The organism is Streptomyces sp. Y309 (assembly GCF_056712025.1).
This window is the reverse complement of the sequence record NZ_CM160048.1, coordinates 6,933,968-6,952,911: the sequence shown is the minus strand read 5'-3', so window position 1 is coordinate 6,952,911 and position 18,944 is coordinate 6,933,968. Positions and strand designations below refer to the sequence as shown.

The window sequence follows — 18,944 nt, the reverse complement described above, 5'->3', positions numbered from 1 at the left end:
GCGGATCCGGGGTGGTCATCGGATCGCAACCTTGCGGGGGTGTTCCCGTGAGGGCCTTGTGGGCCAGAATCTACGCGCGTCGCGAGGTCGCGCAGATCATGAAGGTTCACGAGGGAGACAACGAATGCCGCTCGACAGAAGGTCGTTCCTGGGGAGCTCCGCCGCCGCGGGAGCGGGTGTCGCGCTCGCGGGCCCGGCGGTGGCGGCCGAGGCCGCCCCCGCCTCGCCGCGCGGCAAGCGGCCCAAGCGTTACTCCTTCACCGTGATGGGCACCACCGACCTGCACGGCAATGTCTTCAACTGGGACTACTTCACGGACAAGGAGTTCGACGACAAGGACCACAACGACGTGGGCCTGGCGAAGATCTCCACGCTGGTGACGGCCGTCCGCAAGGAGAAGGGCCGCGGCAACACCCTCCTGATCGACGCGGGCGACACGATTCAGGGCACGCAGCTGTCGTACTACTACGCCAAGGTCGACCCGATCACCGCCGCGCGCGGCCCGGTGCATCCGATGGCGGAGGCGATGAACGCGATCGGTTATGACGCGGCGGCGCTGGGCAATCACGAGTTCAATTACGGCATTCCGGTGCTCAGGAAGTTCGAGGAGCAGTGCGACTTTCCGCTGCTGGGGGCGAACGCGCTGGACGCGACGACGCAGCGGCCGGCGTTCGCGCCGTACAGCATGCATCGTCTGCGCACGCCGCACGGTCGTGATGTGCGGGTGGCGGTGCTCGGGCTGACCAATCCAGGGATTGCGATCTGGGACAAGGCGCATGTGCAGGGCAAGATGACGTTCCCGGGTCTGGAGGAGCAGGCGGCGAAGTGGGTGCCGCGGCTGCGGTCGATGGGTGCGGACGTGGTGATCGTGTCGGCGCACTCGGGGTCGAGCGGTACGTCGTCGTACGGGGATCAGTTGCCGTACATCGAGAACGCGGCGGCGCTGGTGGCGGAGCAGGTGCCGGGTATCGACGCGATTCTGGTGGGGCACGCGCACACGGAGATTCCGGAGTATCTCGTCGAGAACAAGAAGACGGGGCAGAAGGTGGTGCTGTCCGAGCCGTTGAAGTGGGGGCAGCGGTTGACGCTGTTCGACTTCGATCTGGTGTGGTCGAAGGGCCGCTGGCGGGTGGCGAAGGCCGGCGCGAAGGTCCTGAATTCGAATACGGCGGCGGAGGACCGGAAGATCACGCGGCTGCTCGCGGACGAGCACGAGAAGGTCGTGGCGTACGTGAACCAGGTCATCGGCACCTCGAAGGAGGCGATGAGCACGGCCGAAGGCCCGTACAAGGATGTCGCGATCATCGATCTGATCAATCATGTGCAGGCGGAGACGGTGAAGGCGGCGCTGGCGGGTGGCGCGTACGCGAAGTTGCCGGTGCTGTCCCAGGCTTCCTGTTTCTCCCGTACGGCGAAGATTCCGGCGGGTGAGGTGACGATCCGGGACGCGGCGGGCCTGTATCCGTTCGAGAACACCCTCGAAGCGCGGCTGATCACGGGTGCGCAGCTCAAGGACTATCTGGAGTTCTCGGCGCGCTATTACGCGCGGACGGCGCCGGGCGCGCCGGTGGATCCGGCGAAGCTGACGAACGCGGACGGCATTCCGGATTACAACTATGACGCGCTGTACGGGGTGACGTACGAGATAGACATCGCGCAGCCGGCCGGGTCCCGGATCGTGAAGCTGCGATTCGACGGCAAGGACCTGGATCCGAAGGCGGAGTTCGTGCTGGCGGTGAACAACTACCGGGCGAGCGGCGGCGGGAATTTCCCGCATGTGGCGGGCGCCAAGCAGGTGTGGGTGAATTCCGACGAGATCCGCAACACGATCATTTCGTGGGTGAAGGCGAAGGGCACGGTGGATCCGGCCGAGTTCGCTTCGGTGGGCTGGCGGCTGACCCGCGAGGGTGCGCCGGTGTTCTGAGGTCCGGAGGGCACGCCGGTGTTCTGAGGTCTGGCGTTCCGGAAGCTTTGTGTATGCCTGTGGGCCCCCGGCGGGGCCCACGGCCTACCACCTCGCACCTCACCCTCACAAACCTCCCGCTCCCCAATACCCCTTTCGGGTCCCGATCGTTGGGCTCTTCGGGCGAGCCAGGCGGCACGCCGACATGCTGGTGTCCCCACTCGCGTATCCGGAGGACACCGCCATGAGCAGCCCGCCGCCCCTCGCCGGAGGCCCTCGGGGGCCCCACGCCCTGCGGCCGCTGCTCGACACCGCCCTCGGCGCCCTGGCCGAGGGCGCCGCGGAGCGTGGTGGACCACTGCCGCGCGGTGGCCCGGTGGCCGTCGAGGCCCGTGTCCGTGAGGCGGTGGGTGACCTGCTGCCCGCCCAGGGCGCCGGCGCGGACACCGCGCTGCGTACCCTCGTCGGTGCCGTCGCCGGGGGCGCCGCGGACCCGGCGGACCCCCTGTGCGCGGCGCACCTGCACTGCCCGCCCCTGGCCCTGGCCGCGGCCGCGGACCTCGCCGCGTCCGCGCTCAATCCGTCCATGGATTCCTGGGATCAGGCGCCCGCGGCCTCCGCGCTCGAAGCCCTGCTCACCGCGACTCTCGCGGCCGAAGTCCACGGCGGCCCGAACGATGCGCCCGACGCGCTGATCACCACCGGCGGCACCGAGTCCAACCAGCTCGCCCTGCTCCTCGCCCGCGAGCAGGCCGCCGCCCACGGCCACCCCCTCCGCGTCCTCGTCGGCGCCAACGCCCACCACTCCCTGCGCCGCGCCGCCTGGCTCCTCGGCCTGCCCGAACCCGTGACCGTGCCCGCGCCCGCCGGTGTCCTCGACCCCGCCGCTCTCGACGAGGCGCTCACCGAACTCCCGGGTCCGTCAGGGCACTTCCTCGTCACCGCCACCGCGGGCACCACCGACGCCGGTCTCATCGACCCCCTCACCGACATCGCCGACCTGTGCGCCGCCCACGGGGCCCGGCTGCACGTCGACGCCGCCTATGGCGGGGGCCTGCTCTTCAGCGACGTACACGAGATAAAGCTGCACGGCCTCGACCGCGCCGACAGTGTCGCTCTCGACCTGCACAAACTCGGCTGGCAGCCGGCCGCCGCCGGTGTCCTGACCGTCCGCGCCGCCGCCGACCTCGACGTCATCGGCCACCGCGCCGACTACCTGAACGCCGACGACGACACCGAAGCGGGCCTGCCCGACCTCCTCGGCCGGTCCCTGCGCACCACCCGCAGACCGGACGCCCTGAAGATCGCCGTCACGCTCAGGGCCCTCGGCCGCACCGGGCTCGGCGCCCTCGTCGACCAGGTCTGCGACCGCGCGCGGGAGTTCGCCGACCTCGTCGCCGCCCACCCCGGCTTCGAGCTCTACGACAAGCCCGCCATCAGCACCGTCCTGTTCCGGCCGACCCGCGCCGACGACGACCACATCGCCCACGTACGGAGGACACTCCTCACCGACGGCACCGCCGTCCTCGGCCGCGCCCAGCTCGACGGCCGCCGCTGGCTCAAGGCCACCCTGCTCAACCCGCACATCCGGCCCGAAGACCTCGCGGCCCTGCTCACGCTCGTGGAAGGAACAAGCCCCGATGAAGGACGCGTCGGCCACGCCCGATATGCCTGACAAGCCCGCTCAGGCGCCCACCGCCGCCGAAGGCCCCCGCGACCTGGTCGGCATCGGCATCGGCCCGTTCAACCTGTCCCTCGCCGCCCTCGCCCAGCCCCTGGACGGCGTCGACGCCGCCTTCTACGAACAGCGGCCGTCCTTCCAGTGGCACCCGGGCCTCCTCATCGACGGCGCCACCCTCCAAGTGCCGTTCCTCGCCGACCTGGTGACCCTCGCCGACCCCGCGAACCCCTGGTCGTTCCTCAGCTATCTGCGCGCCCGCGAACGCCTCTTCCCGTTCTACTTCGCCGAGCGCTTCCACATCCCACGCGCCGAGTACGACGCCTACTGCCGCTGGGTCAGTGAAAATCTGCCCGCCCTGCACTTCGGGCACCAGGTCGACGCCGTCCGCTGGAACCCCGAACGCTCCCTGTTCGAAGTCGACTTCACCCAGCTCGACGCCGACGGCGAAGCCGAAGCGCTCGGCCGCACCCACGCTCGCAACATCGCCCTCGGCGTCGGCACCGCCCCCTACGTCCCCGAACCCCTCAGGCCCCTCGCCGACGCCCCCGCCGTCCCCGTCGTGCACGCGGCCGACTACCTGTCGCACCGCGACCGCTTCCTGACCGCCGAGCACATCACCGTCATCGGCTCCGGACAGTCCGGCGCCGAGATCTTCCTCGACCTGTTCAAGCACCGCCCCGCCGGACGCGAGAAGATCCACTGGCTGGCCCGCAGCGAGGCCTTCGCGCCCATGGAGTACTCCAAGCTGGGCCTGGAGCACTTCACCCCCGACTACACCCGCTACTTCCACGCCCTGCCCGAGGCCGTACGCGACCGGCTCGTCCCCGCCCAGTGGCAGCTCCACAAGGGCATCGACGCCGACACCATCGCCGCCATCCACGACGAGCTGTACCAGCGCACCCTGCACGGCGGCTGGCCCGACGCCGTCCTCACCCCCGGCGTCACCGTCCGCACCGCCGGGCGGGTCGCCACCACCCGCGTCGAACTCCACCTGGAACACGTCCAGCAGGGCACCCGCTCCCGCCTCACCACCGACGCCGTCGTCCTCGCCACCGGCTACCGCGAACGCCCCCTCGACCAGCTCCTCGCCGGCCTCGACCCCTACATGCGCCGCGACTCCTCCGAACGCCCCCGCATCGACGAGCAGTACCGCCTCGTCCTCGACCCCTCGGTCACCGGCACGGGCAGCAACGTCTACGTACAGAACGCCGAACGCCACACCCACGGCGTCGGCGCCCCCGACCTCGGCCTCGCCGCCTGGCGCAGCGCCACCATCCTCAACACCCTCACCGGCAAGGACCCCTACCCCCTGCCGGACCGCACCGCCTTCACCCGCTTCGGCCTCACCGACCCGGGCGCCCGCACGCCGGCGGCCCGCGGCGAGCAGCCCACCAACCTCGTCCGCCTCAAGAGCTGACCCCGCGGCGCCCGCCCCGCGCCCGCCCCAGTTCCGCGAGCGCGCCCACCGGCGCCACCGGCCGCCGCGACCGGGGGCACGACCACACCGCCGTGCCCCCGGCCACGTCCGCGTCCAGGGGATGCGAGCCCGGATGGTCGGGGCACTCCGGCCACGTCGCGGGCAGCAGCCGCGAGGCCAGCGCCTCCACCGCCCAGTCCTTGACCTGCTCCGCGAGATCCGCCACCTGCTCGGCGGGGGCCGCGCCCTCGGGCACCGACACCCCCACACCCGAACCGTCGGCCTCGTACAGCATCACCAGCGGAGCGTCGTCGAAGTCCAGCTCCTCACGGACGATCGGCTGTATGGCACACGTCGCCCGCAGATCACGCTGGACGACCGCCAGCGCCGCGGCCAGTTCCTCGTTCATATTCGAGAGGCTATCCATGGCGGGGTCCCGGGGTCCCGCGGGCCCTACCCCAGCCGTACCTCCCGTTCCTCCGCCGTGGCCCCCTCCACTTCCAGGACCCACACCTCGTTGGCGCCCTCGCGCAGCACGGGGCCGGGGACGTACAGCTCGTACTGTGGGCCTATGGCCCAGTAGCGGCCGAGGCAGAAGCCGTTGAGCCAGACGAATCCCCGGCCCCAGCCGGGCAGTTCGAGGGTGGCGTCGCCCGGGCCGCGCACGTCGACGGTGCCGCGGTAGAGCCCGGCCCGGCCCTGGGAACGGCTGTCGGCGGCGAGCTCCCGTACGGCCTCGGCGTCGTCGAAGGCGCCGAGGGGCAGCCCGACGGCGCGCACCCCGTGCGCGTACTGCCGCTCGTGCAGCACGCCGCCGGTGATGCCCTTGGGCTCCCCCGTGCGCGGGCCGTAGTTGACGCGGCCGAGGGACTCCGTCCACAGCGTGACGCGGGCGGGTGCGGCGACGGGCTCCGGCAGGGTGGGGGCGTCCTCGGTGAGGATGCCGGCCGGTTCGCCGTCGACGTACACGACGGCCCGGTCCCGCAGGCCGCGCACGGTCAGGGGGTAGGGCTCGCGCGGGCCGGGGAGGTCGAGGTTGTAGCGCACCAGGCCGCGGTCGACGTCGAGGTCCTCGAAGGTGGGCGGGACGGCGTGTTCCGTCTCGGGGGTGCCGAGGGCGTCGGCGACGGTGTCGAGGGGCACCCAGTCGGTGAGGCGGGCGGAGGCGGGGGCGGCGAGGGTGGCGGGGGGTGGGGGCGGTGCGGGCAGGGGGGCGTCGGCGTACGTGGCGAGGATCGCGCGGAACAGCCAGAACTTGTCGGTGGGGCGGCCGTGTTCGTCGATGGGCGCGTCGTAGTCGTAGGAGGTGATGTCGGGTTGCAGGCGGCCGTCGTGGAGCGCGCCGCCGGCCCGGTTGGCGCCCGCCCAGCCGGCGAAGTTCGTGCCGCCGTGTGCCATGTAGATGTTGACGGACGCGCCGCAGTCGAGGATCTCGCGCAGCGCGTCCGCGGCGTCCTGGGGGTCGCGGACGACGGGCTCCGCGCCCCAGTGGTCGAACCAGCCGCACCAGAACTCCATGCACATCAGCGGGCCCTTGGGGCGGTGGCGGCGGAGCGTGGCGAAGCCGTCGCGGGCCTGGGAGCCGAAGTTCACGGTGGCGAGGACGCCGGGGACGCTCCCGCCGGTCAGCATGTGGTCCTCGGGGCCGTCGGAGGTGCACAGCTCCGCGGTGACGCCGTGGGTACGCAGCAGGTCGGCGAGGCGGCGCAGGTACACCTGGTCGGAGCCGTAGCTGCCGTACTCGTTCTCGACCTGCACCATGATCACGGGGCCGCCGCGGTCGTGCTGGCGGGAGACGACCTGGGGCAGCAGCCGCGCGAACCAGCGCTCCACGTGGGCGAGGTACGTCTCGTCGCGGGTGCGTGCGCGGGTGCCCACCTCGGCGGTCAGCCAGTACGGGAGGCCGCCGTTGTCCCACTCGGCGCAGATGTAGGGGCCGGGGCGGACGATGGCCCACAGTCCGGCGGCGTGCGCGGCGTCGAGGAAGCGGCCGAGTGCCGTCACGTCGTGCAGTTCGCCGGGGCGGGGTTCGTGCACGTTCCACGGGACGTACGTCTCCACGCAGTTGAGGCCCATGGCCCGCAGCATCGCGAGCCGGTGCCCCCACTGTTCCTCGTGCACCCGGAAGTAGTGCAGGGCCCCCGAGAGCAGCCGTACGGGCCGCCCGTCCAGTTCGAAGTCGTCCGCGCCCACCCTGAAGCTGTCGCCGCGCGCGCCGAGACCGTCGTCGCTCGCGCTGTAGCCGCCGTCCATCGTGTCCCCTCCCGATCATCTGCGGCCACGATTGCCTCTGGCGGGCGGCACGGTCCATGGACAAAGATCGAGCCGGGTTGGACGCAGCGAACCGGCGGGCACGGGCACGGGCGCGGATACGCACGGGCACGGACTCGGATACGCACGGACGCGGATACGAGAGCGGATACGAGAGGGGCGGCGGCGGATGTATCACACCTGGATGCGGTATTTCACGCCGAGCCCGGTCCATCACCGGCTGGGCCTGGTCTGTCTCGGGGTCGGTCTGCAGCACGGCACGCTGCCCGCCGTGGGGCCGCGCAGCCTGGACCATCACGTCGCGCTCGTCATCAGCTCGGGCTGCGGCTGGTTCCGCGCCCCGGACGGACGCCGCAGGGCCGTGTCCGCTCCGGCTCTCATCTGGCTGTCGCCGGGGGTGCCGCACCACTACGGCGCGGATCCGGAGACCGGCTGGGACGAGTGCTTCGTCGACTTCACCGGGCCCGCCACGGCGACGTACACCGAGCTCGGCTACATCGAGCCCGACCGGCCCGTCGTGCCGCTGGCCGACCCGGACGCCGCCCGGGCCGTCGTGGGCCGCATCGCCCGCGCCGCCCGCCGGGACAATCCGCTGCTCGAGGTCGAGACCAGCGCGGCCGTGCACGAGCTGCTCGTCACGCTGCGCCGGGCCCGCGCCGACATCGCCCCGGACGGCGATCCCGTCCTGCAGTCCCTGGCGCGTGACGCCTTCAAGCCGCTGTCGGTGACGGAGCACGCCGCGCGGCACGGCATGACGCCCGCCGAGCTGCGCACCGCCGTGCGCCGGGGCGCCGGGTGCAGCCCCAAGGACTACCTGCTCGGGATACGCCTCGGCCGCGCCAAGGAGCTGCTCGCCGCCACGGAGCTGCCCGTCGCGGCGGTGGCGCGGCGCGTCGGCTACGACGACCCGGCGTACTTCTCCCGGCTGTTCACGCGCCGGGTCGGCATGGCGCCGGTGCGCTTCCGTGAGCAGCAGGGACGGACCGTGCCGGGCGGCTGGTCCCAGCAGGTGCCGGACCCCGAGCACCCGCCGACCCTCACGTCCCTCGCGTCCCTGGACGGCCCGCCCGTGTCGGGCGGCGCGGGCGGGGACACGTAGGCTCGACTGCCATGACCACACGCCACACCAGTGACGACGACGGCGCGGCCGGGACGAGTGCGAAGGGCGCCGCCGGAGCCGGTGCGGGGAATGCCGTTGCCCCCGTGGACCCCGCTGTGCGCGCCGAGCTGTCCCGGCTGCGGGACAGCATCGACAACATCGACGCCGCGGTCGTCCACATGCTCGCCGAGCGCTTCAAGTGCACCCAGCAGGTCGGCCACCTCAAGGCCAACCACCGGCTGCCGCCCGCCGATCCGGCCCGCGAGTCCCGCCAGATCGCCCGCCTCCGCGAACTGGCCGAAAACGCCAAGCTGGACCCGGCTTTCGCGGAGAAGTTCCTCAACTTCATCATCGCCGAGGTAATCCGCCACCACGAAGGCATCGCGGACGGTTCTCGCTAAGCGCTTCGCTGGATGTGCGGTGATGATCCCTGCGGGTCGGTGGGGGCTGGTCGCGCAGTTCCCCGCGCCCCTTACGGGGCGCGGTACCGACGCACAACCCACCCACCCTGTGGGCGGCTGGGCCGCCCACAGGGTGGCTCCCGTCCCTCAAGGCAGCCCAGGCCCACGGTGCCATCACGGCAGGGCCCACCCCGCCTCCGGGGGCCAGCCCCGTCCCACGGCGCGAGTGGGCCAACCCGAACCCCGCCCCCGGCGGCACCCCCTGCCAGGCGCCCCGCCAGATCAGGCACCATGGCGGAATGCCCGTACTCACGCGCGACGAAGCGCAGACCCGAGCCCAGCTCCTCGATGTCCAGCGGTACGAGATCAGCCTCGATCTCACCACCGGCGAGGAGACCTTCGACTCCCGCACGGTGATCGCGTTCACCGCCGCCGCGGACGGCGACACCTTCGTCGAGCTGAAGCCCGCCCATCTGCGTTCGGTCACGCTGGACGGCACCCCGCTGGACCCGGCGGGCCTGGAGGACAACCGGCTCGCGCTGCGCGGCCTGACGGCGGGCGAGCACGAGCTGCGCGTCGACGCGGCCATGCGCTATTCCCGTACCGGCGAGGGCATGCACCGCTTCACCGACCCCGCCGACGGCGAGGCGTACGTCTACACGCAGTTGTTCTTGGAAGACGTGCAGCGCGTGTTCGCCGCCTTCGACCAGCCCGACCTGAAGGCGGTGTTCGCGCTCACGGTCACCGCGCCCACGGGCTGGACGGTGCTCGCCAACGGCGTCACCGAGCACGTGGGCGAGGGGCGCTGGCAGGCGGCGCCCACGCCCCCGCTGTCGACGTATCTCGTGGCCGTCGCGGCCGGGCCCTGGCACTCGGTGCGCACCGAGCACCGCGGGCTGCCGTTCGGCATCCACTGCCGCCGTTCGCTGGCGCCGTATCTGGACGCGGACGCCGACGAACTGCTCGACATCACGCGGGCGTGCTTCGACCGCTACCACGAGAAGTTCGCCGAGCCCTACCCCTTCGACTCCTACGACCAGGCGTTCGTCCCGGAGTTCAACGCGGGCGCCATGGAGAACCCGGGCCTGGTCACGTTCCGCGACGAGTACGTGTTCCGGTCCGCGGTCACCGACACCCAGCGGCAGACGCGCGCCGTGGTCGTCGCGCACGAGATGGCGCACATGTGGTTCGGCGACCTGGTCACGCTGAAGTGGTGGGACGACATCTGGCTGAACGAGTCGTTCGCCGAGTACATGGGCTACCAGACCCTCACCGAGGCCACCCGCTTCGGCGACACCTGGGTCGACTTCGGTGTCGCCCGCAAGTCCTGGGGCTACGACGCCGATCAGCGCCCCTCCACGCACCCGGTCGCGCCGGACCCGGACGCCGTGCCCGACACGGCGTCCGCGATGCTGAACTTCGACGGGATCTCCTACGCCAAGGGGGCGAGCGCGCTGCGCCAGCTCGTGACCTGGCTCGGCGAGAAGGACTTCCTCGCGGGCATCAACACGCATTTCGCGCGGCACAAATTCGCCAACGCGACGCTCGCCGACTTCATCGACAACCTCGCGTCCGCCACGGACCGCGACGTGCACGGCTGGGCGGAGGCGTGGCTGCGTACGACGGGTGTGGACACGTTCACGCCGTCGGTCGCGCACCGCGGACGCGAGTGGACGCTGACCCTGGACCGCGACGGCAGCCGCCCGCACCGGGTGGCGGTGGGTGTGTACGACCGTGATCTGTCCGACGGGCGTTCGCTGGTGCTGCGTGAGCGGTACGAGACGGACGTGCCGCAGCGCGACGCCGTGGCGCGGGACGGCGGCCGGCCCGCGCTGATCGTGCCCAACGACCAGGACCTGACGTACGCCAAGATCCGTCTGGACGAGGTGTCGCAGGAGACCGTCCTCGCGTCGCTGTCGGGGGTTCCCGGCGCGCTCACCCGGGCCGTGCTGTGGAACGCGCTGCGCGACATGGTGCGCGACGGCGAGCTGGCGCCCGGCGCGTATCTGGGGGCGGCGCGCGCCCATCTGCCCGCGGAGAGCGACCTCGCGGTCGTCTCCGGTGTCCTCACGTTCGCCGGGACGGTCGTCGTCGGGCGCTACACCCCGCAGGACGGCCGCAACGCCGCCCTCGCGACGCTCGACGCGCTGTGCCAGGACGTGATCCGCCGTACCGAGGACGGTGCGCAGCCGGGCCTCAGGCTCATCGCCGTGCGCGCCCTCATCGACGCCGCGACGCAGCCCGAGCCGCTGGCGACGTGGCTGTCCCAGGGCGCCGTGCCGGGCGGGCCCGAGCTCGACCCGGAGCTGCGCTGGCGCGTGCTCGCCCGGCTCGCCGTGCTCGGTGCGACGGACGAGGACGCCATCGCCGCGGAGCTGCGCCGCGACCCGAGCGCGACCGGCCGGGAGGGCGCCGCGCGCTGCCGTGCCGCGCTGCCGGACGTGGACGCCAAGCGGCGCGCGTGGGAGGCGATGTTCGGGTCCGACGAGCTGTCCAACTATCTGTTCACGGCCACCGCGCAGGGTTTCTGGCAGCCCGAGCAGGACGCTCTCGTACGGCCTTATGTGGCGCGCTACTTCGAGGATTCCGTGGCGCTGGCCGAGCGGCGCGGGCCCGCCATGGCCGAGGCGGCCGGGCGGCACGCCTTCCCGCTTTTCGCCGTCGACGACGAGACGCTGCGCCTGGGCGAGCGCTGCCTGGACCACACCGACGTGCTGCCCGCGCTGCGCCGCCGCCTCGCCGACCAACTCGACGACCTGGAGCGGGCGTTGCGGGTGCGCCGGAAGGCCGCGTCGGCGTGAAGGGCGCACAGGCGTGAGACCCGCAGGCGTGAGGGCAGTGGCCGGGGACCCCGGGCCGGGGGCCTGGGCCGGAGGGCTTAGGGCCCCGGGCCTAGGCCGTCGCGGGCGATCTACTTCCTGGTGACGATCCGGCGGATGCCGGCCGCTGCCTAGAGTCGATCTTGACGAACGGTGGACCGGGGGCACCCGCTCCCGGCCCGCCGCCGTCCCGACCCCAAGGAGTCCCTGTGATCGTCGTGACCGGTGCCACCGGAAACGTGGGCCGCGCCCTCGTCACCCAGCTCACCGCCGACCAAGTGCCCGTACGCGCCCTGACGCGTGACCCGACGCGCGCCGGTCTGCCCGTCGGCGCCGAGGTGGTCCGCCTCGTCGCGGCGGCCGAACCCGCCGCGATGGCCGCCCAGTTCGAGGGCGCGACCGCACTGTTCCTGCACGTGGCCGCGGGCGGCGAGCACACCCCGGAGCTACTCGCGGCCGCCCGGGACGCCGGTGTGCGGCACGTCGTCGTACTGTCGTCGATCATCGTCGACCACGACGACGCCGCCGCGCACCCGATCCACGTCATGCATTCCCGGCTCGAGCAGCAGGTCCGCGACAGCGGCCTCGGCTGGACGTTCCTGCGGCCCGGCGCGTTCAGCACCAACTCCCTGCAGTGGGTGCCGCAGGTCCGCGCCGGCGACACCATCCGCTGGCCGTTCACCCAGTCCGTGACCTCGCCCATCCACGAGGCCGACATCGCGGCGGTCGCCGCCCGCGCCCTGCGCGATCCCGACCGGCACGCCGGCGCCGTCCTCAGCCTCACCGGGCCGACCGCCGTGACGGCCGAGGAGCAGATCCTGGCCGTGGGCCGTGCCCTCGGCCGGGACCTCACGGTCGTGGAGATACCGCCGCACGAGGTGACCCCGGACATGTTCCCGCACGTCACGCCGGAGATGCTGCCCGCGCTCCTGGAGTCCTTCGGCGCCGCCGTCGGCTCCGAGCCGGACCTGACGACGACGGTGGCGGACGTCACCGGCAGCCCGGCGCGGACGTTCGAGCAGTGGGCGAAGGACCACGCGGACGACTTCCGCGCGGCCTAGGCCTCCCGCACCTCGAAGCGGGCTAGGCCTCCCCTCGAAGCGCTCAGGCCTCCCGCACCTCGAACGCGTCGAGGACGAATTCCGCCTTCCCGTCGTCGCCGACCTTCCGCAGCCCCACCCACGCCTCGCCCTCGCCCGGAGCGGTGAACTCGTAGGAGAGCAGGGTGGGGGCGGTGGCCACGGGCAGGGCCTCGCGGGACAGTTCGCGCGCGGCGGGCTCGTCGACGGCGGTCACCCACGCGTACTGCCCGGCCTTCTCGTTCTCGTAGCGGAACGACACCCGGTAGCGCTTGCCCGCCTCGAAGCGGACGGTGTGGGGCACGGTGCGGTAGACGAGGCCGTCGTTCTCGCCCCGGGACTTCAGGGACTGCGAGCCGTCCACGACGTCGTCGACGGCCTTTCCGTTCCAGCCGCGCTGGGTGTACGGGGCGTGCCGCTGCGCGATGTGGGTGCGCGGGTCGGTGGCGCCCCCGGCGTCGCCCTTCACGAAGGGCCCCCAGCCCTGCGGTACGTCCTCGAAGTCCTCGTGGGCGAGCACGCCCCGGCCGAGCGCGGGGCGCCGTCCGACGGCGACGACGCGCACGTTGTCGAACCGCACCCGCGCCTGACCGGCGGCGGCCCGCAGCGCGAGCCGCACCGGGCCGCCGCCCTCGGGCACGGTGAAGTACGTGAACAGGCGCTGGAAGCGGGTGCCGTGCTTGCGGTCGGCGGCGACGTGGTTGCCGGCGGTGGAGGTGTGCGTCCAGTTGGCGGCGGTGACGCCGTCGGCGGTGCGCACCTCCAGGCTCGCCCGGCGCCGCTGCCCGGCCTTCTCCCCCACTTCGACCTGCACGGACGCGGCGTACGTACCGGGCTTCAGGCGGCGCAGGCGCTGGCCGACCGAGGCCGCGCCGCCTCCGGCGACGACGAGTTCGTAGTCGCCGAGCGCGCTGCGTTCGACGGAGGCGGGGCCGCTGACCTGCCAGGCGTCCAGGGATCCCGAGTGGAAGCCGGGGTCGCGCAGCGCGGTGCCGTGGCCCCAGTCGGGGTCGGGCGCGGCCCGCCGGACGCGGGAGCGGTGGATGACGTAGGGCTGCTTGGCGGCGGCGTCGAGGGTGATCTTCCCGTCGCGTACGGGTACGTCGGCGACGAAGGCGCGGCCCTGGTCGGTGAGCCGGTACAGCGCGACCTTGCGGGCGCCCGCCCAGCCGCGCGGCAGGGCCCAACTGCTCTTTCCGCCCTGCGGGTTGAAGTGGTACAGCTTCGCCGGGTCGGTGGCCTTGCGCGGTTCCCAGGGCAGCAGGTAGCTGCCGTCGTCGTAGACGAGGCGGCCGTCCGTGGTGATGCGGCGCTTGCCGCCGTCGGCGTCCGACACGGAGGTGGCGCCGGCGCCGAAGAAGGTGATCTCGTGCTCGGTCCAGGACTTGATGGGCTGCGCCTGGAGGTACTTGGCGGGCAGCGCGTGTGTCCAGATCAGTTCGTAGAACGCCGTCCAGTCGGTCTTGCCGGTCCAGCCCGTGAAGTTGCCCATGCGGGGGATGCCGAGGAGGGTGGGCCACTTGTCGGCGAAGACGTCCTTCTGGTGGTTGCGGATGAAGCGGATCAGCCGGGAGTTGATGCCGCGCGAGGAGTCGGGGCCGTAGTCCGTCTCTGTCGCCCAGTGCGACCACAGGGCCGAGCGTTCGAAGCCGTGGCCCCATTCGCTCGTGACCATCCAGCCCTGGTCGCGCAGGGTGCGCTGGAGGCGGTCGGAGGTCCAGCCGGACTCGCGGAACACGTCGATGTAGAGGGTGTTGAGGGCCGGGTGCGCGTCGCGGCGCAGGTCGGCGAAGCGCTTGACGATGTCCCCGGAGACCAGGTCGCGGCGCTGGTCGATGCGGTAGCTCTGGTCGAGCCAGTCCCACTGCTCGTTGCTCTTGTCGACGAGCTTCTCGGAGAACGCGTTCGCCACGGGGTACGACTCGGTGGCGTTGACGTGCACGCCGAAGTCGCTGTTCCACTTGGCGCCCTCGCGTACGAGGGTGTTGAGGTCGTCGAGGCCGCCCGCGCGGGTGTTGTAGTTGCCCGCGTAGTCGGGGTGCGCGGAGTCGTGGCCCTCGGACTGGTAGCCCTTGAGGAGCGTGTACTGGCGCAGTCCGTCGGTGGCGAGGTGGACGCGCTTGACGTCGTCGAGGGTCGCCAGGAACGGGTTGGTGGCCTGCGAGGCGAAGTTGAAGGGGATGTGCGGGACGACCCGCAGGTGCTGCTCGTCGGCGCCGAGCGGGGTGACCATGATGTCGCGGAAGGCGATCGCGGCGTCCTGCCAGTCGATCTTGCCGTCGCCGTTGCGGTCGCCGGTGACGACGACCGTCGCGTACGGCAGCGGCTCGGTGGCGTCGACGGGGGAGGTGGCGGCGCGGTGCGTCCACTGGCCGGGGGTCAGCCGCGCCTCGACGTATCCGTCCTTGCGTACGGTCTGCCGCCACAGGCGGCCGTTCTCCCAGCTCGTCTCGGCCGTGGGCTTGTCGTAGCAGGTGTTCGTCTCGATGGCGCCGCCCAGCTTGTCGTGCGCGAGCACGGCGTACGCGCAGCCGCTCGCCGCCTCGGCGGGCGTGTCCGGGGCGAGCCGCACCAGGGTGTCGCCGCTCTTGGCCTTGTCGAGCTGCACCTTGGCGGCGAGCAGCGCGGCGCCGGGCTGGTCGCTGCGGACGCTGAGCAAGGCGAGGCCGGGGACGCGGAGGGTGCCGACGCGCAGCGCGGCGGTGTCGGCGATCTTCGTGACGCGCCAGTGGACCTGGCGGCCCTTGACGGCTATCTCGACGTCGATCCGGGTGCCGCCGTCGAGGGTGAGGGTGTACGTGGCGCGGTCGCCGCCGACGGTCGCGGTGACCTTGGGCGTGTGTTCCTTCTCGTCGACGAGGAGGGTGGTGACGGGGTCGGCCTGTGCGTGCAGGACGGCGCGGCTCGCGCGGTCGGTGTACGACACGATCCGCGGGAAGCCGGTGGCGACGCGCACGTCGAGGGCCGCGGAGCGCAGGATCGCCTCGTCCGCCGCGGGCTCGGCGGCGGACGAGGCGGACGGGGCCGCGTACGCGGTGCCGGTGCCGGCGCCGACAGCGGCCCCTATCCCTGCGATCGCTCCCGAGGCGACCACGGCTCTGCGGCTCGGCCCGGAACCGGACGTCTGTGACGGCAGCATGAATGAACGCACCCTCCGTGGAACGGAATTTGTGACGGTCACGATGCGCCGCGGGGGACGAGGGCGCCCATGGACAAAGGAGGGAGAGGTGTTGGACTAACGTCGGCGCCGCCTGCTCACCCCTATCCCGCCGCCCCCTGCCCGTACGGCAGCACCGCCCGGACCTCCCAGCCGCCCTCCGTGCCCGGTCCCGCCGTCAGCGTGCCGCCGAGTGCCGTGGCGCGTTCCTCCAGGCCCGCGAGCCCGAACCCGCCCCGCTCGCCGTGCCGTTCGCCCGCGCCCGGCCCCCGCCCGAGCCCCGCCGCCGGGCCCGACGCGGACGGCGGCTGCCTGCCGTCGTCGGCGACGCGGACCTCCAGGCCGCCCTCGACGATCCGCACGCCGACGCGCACGGCCGTGGCGCCGGAGGCGTGCTTGCGTACGTTGGTCAGCGCCTCGCGCACGATGTGGTGTGCGGTGGCGGCGAGATCGGCCGGAAGCCGCTCCTGAAGGCCGTGCTCCACATGCACCGTGACCGGTGGGCCGGTGGCGGTGAACGCCGCGGCGAGATCGCGGAGTTCGGCGAGCCCGGCCACCGGCACGGTGCGGGCCTCGCCCTCGCGGAGTACCCGCACCAGGCGGCGCATCGCGCCGAGCGCCTCGTCGCCCGCGTCGGCGATGCGGGCGAAGGTGCCGGCCGCGGCGTCGGCGCCGACCGCGGTGAAGGACGCGGCGCGGGCCTGCACGACGATGCCGGTGACGTGGTGGGCGACGAGGTCGTGCAGCTCGCGGGCGAGTTCGAGGCGTTCGGCGGCGCGCACCGCCTCCATGTCGCGCACGCGCTGGGCCTGTTGGGCGCGCAGGAGCAGCGAGAACGCGCTGACCACGGCGGCGAGCGCGGAGAACAGCAGCGTAAAGCGGCCGGGTGAGGCGTCCCGCACCGGCGCGGCCACGCAGGCCAGGGCGAGCAGCGTGCCGAGCACGGCGGCGCGGCGGGCGGGCAGCCGCAGCAGGACGCCGGTGAGCAGTACGAGCAGCGCGATGGCCTCGCCCATGCCCCAGACGATCTGCGGCCGCGCGCTGACGAAGACGTACAGGGTGGCCGCCCAGGAGACACCGGCCGCGAGCCAGGCGCGGGGGGTCAGCGGGAGCCGGGCCCACGGCACGGCGCACAGGCAGCAGAGGATGCCCGCGGTCCACACGGCGGCGCGCGGCCCGGTGGGCTGGCGGGCCAGCGTCAGGCCCTCGACGCTGACGAGGAGGACGAGGACGGCGGCGAGCAGCAGGCGGGCGGCGGTGCGGCGCGCGGGGTGCCGGTCGAGCAGGCGCGCGTACCGGTCGAGGATCTCGGTGGTCACGGCGTGCGGGTGGCGAGGCCGCTCTCCCAGGCCCAGGCGGCGATCTCGACGCGGTTCCTGGCGTCCAGCTTGGCCTGGACGTTGGTGAGGTGGGACTTGACCGTGGACAGGGAGACGAACAGTTCGGCGGCGATCTCGTTGTTGGTGCGGCCGCGGGCCAGGGCGCGCACGACGTCCTGCTCGCGCTGGGTGAGGGGTTCGGACGGGGCGCGGGTGCTGCTGCCGCGGCCTGGGGTGTCGGCGGCGCCGGGTGCCAGCTCGCGCAGCAGCCGCACGGTGATCGCGGGCGAGACGAGCGCGTCACCGACGGCCGCGGCGCGCACGGCCTCCACCAGCATGGCGGGGCTTGCGTTCTTCAGCAGGAAGCCGCTGGCGCCGGCGCCCAGCGCCGCGTGCACGTACTCGTCGAGGTCGAAGGTGGTGACGATGACGATGCGGGGCCGCACTCCGGCGCGGGCGGCCAGGCGGCGGGTGACTTCGAGGCCGTCCAGGCGCGGCATGCGGATGTCTAGGAGCAGCACGTCCGGGTCGTGGCGCGCGACGGCGGCGAGGGCGGCCTCGCCGTCGGTGACGTCGGCGAGGACCTCGATGTCGGGCTGGCTCTCCAGGATCATGCGGAAGCCGGTGCGGACCATGTCCTGGTCGTCCGCGATGACCACCGTGATCGCCATGTGCTGCCGCCCGCCCGTGCCCGAAGCCTGTCTCGTACGCCCCCGAGTGTCCCATATGGGGGGATACGAAGCGGGGCCGGGTCGTGATCGACCCGGCCCCGCCCCTCGAGCGGCTCACCGCGTGGGCACCCCGGGGTGCCCGGTGCGTCAGAGCTGGTTGGCGTGCTTGGTTATGTCGGCCGCGAAGGTCGACACCTCGGTGTAGACACCGGGGAACTTCGGGCGGGCGCAGCCGTTGCCCCAGCTCACGATGCCGACCTGGATGTACTGACCGGCCTCGTCCTTGCGGAACATGGGACCGCCGGAGTCGCCCTGGCAGGTGTCGACGCCGCCCACGTTGAGCTTGCCGGCGCAGATCTCCTCGCCGGGGATGATGTCGCCGCTGTAGGCGGCCTGGCAGTCGGCGTCGCTGACGAACGGAACCGTGGCCTTGAGCAGGTAGCGCTGCTGCGCGCCGCCCTCACGGTCGGCGCCCCAGCCGGCGACGGTGAAGTCGCCGTTGTTGTACTTGCTCGTGGTGGCGATCTTCAGCGTGGGCTGGTTGATCGGCTTGGCGAGCTTGATGAGCGCCCAGTCCTTGCCCTTGCCGTTGTAGCCGGGGGCCTGCAGGACCTTGGTGGACTTGACCTTGATGGCGCTCGGGCTCTGCAGGTCCACGACGCCGCCGGTGGCGGTGATCGAGGTGTTGTTGCCGGAGCCGTCGACGCAGTGCGCCGCGGTCAGGACGACGTCCTGCTTGAGGAGGGAGCCGCCACAGCCCATCGAAAGCCGGACCATGAACGGGAATTCACCCTGCTTGGCCTTCACGCCGCCGACGACACGCTCGCCCGGGTTCGGGCCGGGGTGCGGGGCCGCCTGGGCGGCGACGGGCTGCAGGCTGACGACGCCGAGTGCGATCGACCCGAGGACGGCGGCTCTCTTGGCTCCACGGAACTTCGTCTTCAACTTCTGCTCCTTCATGGGAGTTGTGGGGGGTTGCGCACGCGGCGGGCCCACACCGCACGCGCCGAAACACTGCCCCGGAGCGCTGCATGGCATGAGCCCGCCAAGCGTTGTTGGATTATGAGGAGGCCCGTACGCGGGCGACAAGGGGCGGTTTTCGGCCACCCGTCGGCGTGTGGGCTGGT

General features: G+C 72.6%; 13 protein-coding genes. 7 read left to right on the top strand and 6 right to left on the bottom strand.

From position 1 onward, the window contains the following. Positions 1–124: 124 nt before the first annotated feature. From AC0KTA_RS28810 to AC0KTA_RS28800, 3 genes are all read left to right on the top strand, one after another. Positions 125–1,924, top strand: coding sequence for a bifunctional metallophosphatase/5'-nucleotidase (locus AC0KTA_RS28810; protein ID WP_481051127.1), 1,800 nt, complete (start codon positions 125–127; stop codon positions 1,922–1,924). A 223-nt stretch (positions 1,925–2,147) separates the two neighbouring features. Next, on the top strand, positions 2,148–3,578 hold the full coding sequence (locus AC0KTA_RS28805) for a pyridoxal phosphate-dependent decarboxylase family protein (protein WP_481051126.1): 1,431 nt from the start codon (positions 2,148–2,150) through the stop codon (positions 3,576–3,578). Then, positions 3,571–5,001 carry a lysine N(6)-hydroxylase/L-ornithine N(5)-oxygenase family protein gene (locus AC0KTA_RS28800; protein ID WP_481056598.1) on the top strand — a complete coding sequence of 477 codons (1,431 nt, stop codon included), beginning with the start codon at positions 3,571–3,573 and terminating at the stop codon, positions 4,999–5,001. Before AC0KTA_RS28805 ends, AC0KTA_RS28800 begins: the two co-directional genes overlap by 8 nt. Here the strand turns inward: AC0KTA_RS28800 and AC0KTA_RS28795 are convergent. After that, on the bottom strand, positions 4,991–5,410 hold the full coding sequence (locus tag AC0KTA_RS28795) for a hypothetical protein (RefSeq protein ID WP_481051125.1): 420 nt from the start codon (positions 5,408–5,410) through the stop codon (positions 4,991–4,993). The genes AC0KTA_RS28800 and AC0KTA_RS28795 overlap by 11 nt on opposite strands. A gap of 44 nt (positions 5,411–5,454) precedes the next feature. Then, complete coding sequence (locus AC0KTA_RS28790) at positions 5,455–7,254, bottom strand: glycoside hydrolase family 35 protein (protein ID WP_481051124.1); 1,800 nt, start codon at positions 7,252–7,254, stop codon at positions 5,455–5,457. Between the two features lie 187 nt (positions 7,255–7,441). On the opposite strand from AC0KTA_RS28790, the gene AC0KTA_RS28785 reads away from it, so the two are divergent. The 4 genes from AC0KTA_RS28785 (at position 7,442) to AC0KTA_RS28770 (ending at position 12,652) form a co-directional block, all read left to right on the top strand. Further along, positions 7,442–8,371, top strand: coding sequence for a helix-turn-helix domain-containing protein (locus AC0KTA_RS28785; RefSeq protein ID WP_481051123.1), 930 nt, complete (start codon positions 7,442–7,444; stop codon positions 8,369–8,371). Between the two features lie 11 nt (positions 8,372–8,382). After that, a complete protein-coding gene (locus tag AC0KTA_RS28780; RefSeq protein WP_481051122.1) occupies positions 8,383–8,772 on the top strand; it encodes a chorismate mutase in 390 nt (129 codons plus the stop codon). 299 nt (positions 8,773–9,071) lie between these two features. Continuing rightward, the gene (gene pepN, locus AC0KTA_RS28775; protein ID WP_481051121.1) at positions 9,072–11,573 is read left to right on the top strand and encodes an aminopeptidase N; all 2,502 of its coding nucleotides are present in this window, start codon (positions 9,072–9,074) and stop codon (positions 11,571–11,573) included. Between the two features lie 227 nt (positions 11,574–11,800). Beyond that, complete coding sequence (locus AC0KTA_RS28770; protein ID WP_481051120.1) at positions 11,801–12,652, top strand: SDR family oxidoreductase; 852 nt, start codon at positions 11,801–11,803, stop codon at positions 12,650–12,652. 43 nt (positions 12,653–12,695) lie between these two features. Here AC0KTA_RS28770 and AC0KTA_RS28765 read toward each other — a convergent pair whose 3' ends face one another. The 4 genes from AC0KTA_RS28765 to AC0KTA_RS28750 all read right to left on the bottom strand — a co-directional run bounded on the left by AC0KTA_RS28765 (position 12,696) and on the right by AC0KTA_RS28750 (position 18,762). Continuing rightward, on the bottom strand, positions 12,696–15,809 hold the full coding sequence (locus tag AC0KTA_RS28765; protein ID WP_481051119.1) for an endo-alpha-N-acetylgalactosaminidase family protein: 3,114 nt from the start codon (positions 15,807–15,809) through the stop codon (positions 12,696–12,698). Positions 15,810–15,931: 122 nt separating this feature from the next. Continuing rightward, a complete protein-coding gene (locus AC0KTA_RS28760) occupies positions 15,932–17,146 on the bottom strand; it encodes a sensor histidine kinase (protein WP_481051118.1) in 1,215 nt (404 codons plus the stop codon). After that, on the bottom strand, positions 17,143–17,817 hold the full coding sequence (locus AC0KTA_RS28755; RefSeq protein ID WP_481051117.1) for a response regulator: 675 nt from the start codon (positions 17,815–17,817) through the stop codon (positions 17,143–17,145). Before AC0KTA_RS28755 ends, AC0KTA_RS28760 begins: the two co-directional genes overlap by 4 nt. 147 nt (positions 17,818–17,964) lie before the next feature. Then, positions 17,965–18,762, bottom strand: a complete 798-nt coding sequence (locus AC0KTA_RS28750; protein ID WP_481051116.1) for a S1 family peptidase — start codon at positions 18,760–18,762, stop codon at positions 17,965–17,967. Positions 18,763–18,944 lie beyond the last annotated feature (182 nt).

What these genes read in the sequence shown, in the direction of transcription:
- pepN (WP_481051121.1), top strand. Translation starts at nt 9,072, where the DNA reads ATGCCCGTACTCACGCGCGACGAAGCGCAGACCCGAGCCCAGCTCCTC.
- AC0KTA_RS28795 (WP_481051125.1), bottom strand. Translation starts at nt 5,410, where the DNA reads ATGAACGAGGAACTGGCCGCGGCGCTGGCGGTCGTCCAGCGTGATCTG.
- AC0KTA_RS28780 (WP_481051122.1), top strand. Translation starts at nt 8,383, where the DNA reads ATGACCACACGCCACACCAGTGACGACGACGGCGCGGCCGGGACGAGT.
- AC0KTA_RS28765 (WP_481051119.1), bottom strand. Translation starts at nt 15,809, where the DNA reads ATGCTGCCGTCACAGACGTCCGGTTCCGGGCCGAGCCGCAGAGCCGTG.
- AC0KTA_RS28805 (WP_481051126.1), top strand. Translation starts at nt 2,148, where the DNA reads ATGAGCAGCCCGCCGCCCCTCGCCGGAGGCCCTCGGGGGCCCCACGCC.
- AC0KTA_RS28785 (WP_481051123.1), top strand. Translation starts at nt 7,442, where the DNA reads ATGTATCACACCTGGATGCGGTATTTCACGCCGAGCCCGGTCCATCAC.
- AC0KTA_RS28755 (WP_481051117.1), bottom strand. Translation starts at nt 17,817, where the DNA reads ATGGCGATCACGGTGGTCATCGCGGACGACCAGGACATGGTCCGCACC.
- AC0KTA_RS28810 (WP_481051127.1), top strand. Translation starts at nt 125, where the DNA reads ATGCCGCTCGACAGAAGGTCGTTCCTGGGGAGCTCCGCCGCCGCGGGA.
- AC0KTA_RS28790 (WP_481051124.1), bottom strand. Translation starts at nt 7,254, where the DNA reads ATGGACGGCGGCTACAGCGCGAGCGACGACGGTCTCGGCGCGCGCGGC.
- AC0KTA_RS28800 (WP_481056598.1), top strand. Translation starts at nt 3,571, where the DNA reads ATGCCTGACAAGCCCGCTCAGGCGCCCACCGCCGCCGAAGGCCCCCGC.